Below are 1,584 nucleotides of genomic sequence, written 5' to 3' on the forward strand. Positions count from 1 at the left end.
GTCGGGGGTCGAGGATCGGGGGTCGGGGCGTCAGACGCGGATGACCTGTGGTCCCAGCAGTGAGTAGCGGTGGGCCTCGGCCGCGGGGAGCAGCGTGCTCGTCACGATCGCTTCCAGGGCGCCGATCTCGGCGAACCGGCAGAAGCTGACCGCTCCGAACTTGTTGTGCGCTCCTGTGAACACCGTGCGGCGCGCGGCCCGGATCGCCTGTGCCTTGACCTCGCTGACCGCCGGGTCGGGCGTGGTCAGACCGTGCTCGCGGGAGATGCCGTTGGCGCCGACGTACGCCAGGTCGATGACGAAACCGGCGAGCATCTTCGTCGTCCAGTGGTCGACGGTCGCCAGGGTGCCGGCCCGGACCCGGCCGCCCAGCAGCAGGACCGAGACGTTCTCGGCCTCGGCGAGGGCGCCCGCGATCGGCAGGGAGGCGGTGACCACGGTCAGCGGCCGGTCTCCGGGCAGGGCCTCGGCGATGAGCTGAGGGGTGAAGCCCTCGTCGACGAAGACCGTCTCGGCATCCCCGAGCAGCTCGGCCGCGGCGGCGGCGATCCGGCGCTTCTCGGGGACATGGCTGGTGGCCCGGAAGGCGAGCGTCGTCTCGAAGCCGGCGCTCTCCACCGGGTAGGCCCCGCCGTGGGTGCGGCGGAGCAGGCCGTGGTCCTCCAGGACCCGCAGGTCTCGCCGTACGGTCTCCTTGGCCACGCCCAGCTCGGCCGCGACCGCGGTGACGTCGACCGAACCGGTGGCGCGGGCGAGTCGCACGATCTCACGCCGACGCTCTTCGGTGGTACGCGCCGTCCTCGCCGTCGTCATCCTCGTCACCCGCTTCCGTGCTGTGCTCAGTGGCCCGTCCGCCTTCGAGCGGTGGGGCCGGATCTGCCCGTTCGGGCCCGGTGTGGCCCGTGGGGGAAGTTCTACAGCGGCATATGGGTGCTGAACAGGCTTGTTGCGGATTCGATGCTGCCCGTTCGTGCCCGTTTGGATCGGCGTCTGCCCGCCTCGGACCTGCGCGGGAGCACGCCGGAACGTGAGAGCGGGCAGCGCGGGTGCCCGAATGGGAGAGCGGGCGGGCCCGTTCGGTGCCCGCCCGCTCTCGCGAACGCTCGTTTTCCGCCTGCCCGGCCGGATCAGTACGGCCAGATGGGCGGCTCGCTCACGAAGTGGCCGCCGAGGTAGGCGTGCGCCACGTTCTCCGGGTCGAGGTCGCCGTGCTCCGCGATCAGCTTCTCGGCGAACGGCTCGGAGTCGTCCTGCGGCTCGTAGCCGAGCGCTCGTGCGGTCGTCAGGTCCCACCACAGGCGGGTGTTGGCGGAGGAGCCGTACACGACGGTGTGCCCGACGTCCTCGGCGGTGAGGGCCGCGTGGAAGAGGCGGGCGCCGTCCTCGGGGCTCATCCAGACGGACAGCATGCGCACGCTCCTGGGCTCCTTGAAGCAGGAGCCGATGCGCACGGAGACGGTCTCCATGCCGTACTTGTCCCAGTAGAACTGGGCGAGGTCCTCGCCGAAGGACTTGGACAGGCCGTAGAAGGTGTCGGGGCGGCGCGGGGTGCCGACCGGGATCAGGGGGTCGTCACCCCGGGGG

1 protein-coding gene and 1 pseudogene are annotated in these 1,584 nt (G+C 71.5%); both read right to left on the reverse strand.

Annotated elements, in window-relative coordinates:
• Positions 1 to 30: 30 nt before the first annotated feature.
• Complete coding sequence (locus FNH04_RS45800) at positions 31 to 813, reverse strand: DeoR/GlpR family DNA-binding transcription regulator (protein ID WP_152792122.1); 783 nt, start codon at positions 811 to 813, stop codon at positions 31 to 33.
• A 314-nt stretch (positions 814 to 1,127) separates the two neighbouring features.
• Positions 1,128 to 1,584 (reverse strand): annotated as a pseudogene (locus FNH04_RS45805) (NAD-dependent epimerase/dehydratase family protein); the annotation flags it as partial.

The sequence above is a fragment of the Streptomyces phyllanthi genome, from assembly GCF_009377205.1.
In the GTDB taxonomy this organism is placed as follows: Bacteria; Actinomycetota; Actinomycetes; order Streptomycetales; family Streptomycetaceae; genus Streptomyces; species Streptomyces phyllanthi.

Coding starts and splice junctions, on each gene's coding strand:
- FNH04_RS45800 (WP_152792122.1), bottom strand. CDS start 813: ATGACGACGGCGAGGACGGCGCGTACCACCGAAGAGCGTCGGCGTGAG.